2 protein-coding genes and 1 rRNA gene are annotated in these 2,501 nt (G+C 41.8%); all 3 read right to left on the reverse strand.

The features are described 5' to 3' along the window. Positions 1–78: 78 nt before the first annotated feature. Entirely contained in the window at positions 79–1,752 is a 1,674-nt protein-coding gene (locus tag Q366_RS19070) for a metallophosphoesterase family protein (protein WP_035242384.1), read from the reverse strand. Between the two features lie 226 nt (positions 1,753–1,978). After that, positions 1,979–2,227, reverse strand: coding sequence for a FitA-like ribbon-helix-helix domain-containing protein (locus tag Q366_RS19075; RefSeq protein WP_035242386.1), 249 nt, complete (start codon positions 2,225–2,227; stop codon positions 1,979–1,981). Between the two features lie 186 nt (positions 2,228–2,413). Further along, positions 2,414–2,501, reverse strand: a 5S ribosomal RNA gene (gene rrf, locus Q366_RS20590); the annotation flags it as partial.

Genomic DNA, 2,501 nt, shown 5'->3' on the forward strand with positions numbered 1-2,501 from the left:
TACCATTTGAAACGTAACTACATTGCGTATCAAAGCCATAGAAAAAAGCAGATTGCTGTCGCTAAAAAATTAGGTGTTTTAGTGTCGCTGTAGTGTTAAGATGCGGTTTAAATAAGCATACCACTCTTGGGTAGACAGATTACCTCTATTTATTTCTTTTTCGGGGAGTAATTTACCACCTATGGATTCTACAATTTCACTGACCGTATTATGAACATTGAAGCCACTTTCAGGAATAGAATAATCTATACAATCGCGTCCTTGAATAAAACTACTTTTCCTTTCATGAGAGTTATCCGCTCCAAATCTTGCAGGCGTGTCGGTTATACCTGAATACAACACTTCAATACCGGCATCAGTCTTAACAGGAATTTCAAATCGGATGTGTTCAACGGGTTTCAGGTGAAAAGCGTCCAACCAGTCGGCATTCACCGCCAATAGTACAAGCTGTCCCAATATATCGACACTTTCTTCCCATGTAGTTTTAATCCAATCCCTGCTTTTTTCCTCGCTGTTCCGAATCTCACGAACCGATTTCTCAACGGCCAGGCCCATGGCAGCTATCGTGTCTAAAAGATCTTCACCAGAGACCAGACGTGAGGCAATCAAATTTGCATTGTCCGGCTCATCGGTGATGTGGAGTTCCAAAGCCAAAAATTTTCGAAGATAGTGAAGGTGGCGATTTTGAAGAATATCACATACAACTGTTTGGACTTTTTTCACGGCACCTGGGCTGGGTTTCAAGGACTTTGATCCATCCTTTGATTCAACGCTGTTTGCCCTATCAACAAATGAACATGGAATGTCAGCCACACCGTCCTTTCCCCGGCTACTATCAAGAATCCATATATGTTTTCTCTTGTCAAATGTCCTGAAATCAAACCGGAGCAATTGCTTATCCCAATCAATGGTCAGGTAATGATATCCCATGGGATAGTTTGAATCCGATCCTAAATAGGCGCCACCGGCTGATGCCAAAAAAATCTGCCCCTCGGTATCATTTTGAAAACCACCGCTGGCATCGTGCAGATGGCCGGTCAAAAGAACAAACTGATCTAAATGGTGTCTTGCAATATCCTGATCGTCTTTCCACAACCAGGAAAAAGGGTGATGAAAACAGGCCAGATTGAGATTAGTTCTACCAAGGGTTTTCAGATGCGCCATGGCCTTTTTTAGCTGATATTCTCCAATGGCAACCTCTCCTTGATCCGGTGAACGGCGGCACATCCATGCGGAATTAAGGCCCAGCAGTCCTAAAACATGACCGTTTTTTGTTTCACAGGTTTGAACAAATGGAATCAGATTTTCATTGAGGGTCGTCAAATGGGGAAAATGATTGTTGATAAAATCAAAATACGCCTGCTGCCCTTTAAACAAGGCAGACCTGAAATTCGTATTCTCAAGTTCCTTGTTCAGATCCCTCATGGATTTATAGGAAGGCAGGTCGCTTGGCCGATATAATTTCCGGTTCACATCATGATTTCCCGGAACAATGAACAGACGTTCTTCAGGCAGATCAAGTTCCGTCATCAACCGATTCAAGTGTTCGGCTGCAATATCGTATTCTTCTTTTTTCCCCTGGAATGCTATATCACCGGTAAGAAAAACAAGTTCAACATCGATCTTTTTATTTTCCCGGTCTTCTTTAATGCGATTTATCAAAGGATCAAAAACCACGCCAAAATCAAAGGATTCATCGCCCTCGCAACGAATGTGAATATCAGAAAAATGAAGAATGGCAGTTTGAGACATAAGAAAGTTCCTTATTTGAACATTTATGAAACAACAATTTTTTATGCCGATTATTTAAGAAATAACTTAGATCTTTGTCAACCCAAAGAAGAAGGTCTGCTGGAGTCAAAAAAAGAAGATAATTAACGCCCACAGGAAGAAAGCGTTTAAAATAGACGTAACGATAAACCAGTTTTAAAATAAACAATCTGTGTTCAGTGGTTCAATGCCAAAGGCCACGCTATTTCTAATCCAAAGGAAGGTCCGGCAGCAAACGCGGTCCGGATCTCTGAAGTTCAGGCAGAATTACGCTCCCAGCATCAGAAAACCGTTTGGAGATCCTGAAGCCGATCCCTTCCGAACAACGGTTTTGCAGCAAGAACCGTTTAAGGATCTGCCTGGCCTCTTCTTCCGAGGATCTTTTGTTCATGGCAGCTACCATGCGAAGTTTTGCCTTTAACGAATCATCTATATTTCTTATAGTCAGGCTTCCCATTTTATACCTTAAAAGTTGAGTTTTAATTATTTTTTCAACTAACTGGTAGTGTGCGTAAGCTGTGCTATCACCGTATGCATTGCAGTCATTTTTGTCAAACAGCTTTTCATGCCCTGGTATTGCATCATATCCATAAAACAAAAAAAGCCCTGACCAAGAAAATCTTGATCAGGGCTTTCAAAAAAGAACCGGCAGCGTTCTACTCTCCCACACAGTCTCCCATGCAGTACCATCGACGCTAAAGAGCTTAACTTCCGTGTTCGAGATGGGTACG

Source organism: Desulfobacter vibrioformis DSM 8776 (genome assembly GCF_000745975.1).
In the GTDB taxonomy this organism is placed as follows: Bacteria; Desulfobacterota; Desulfobacteria; order Desulfobacterales; family Desulfobacteraceae; genus Desulfobacter; species Desulfobacter vibrioformis.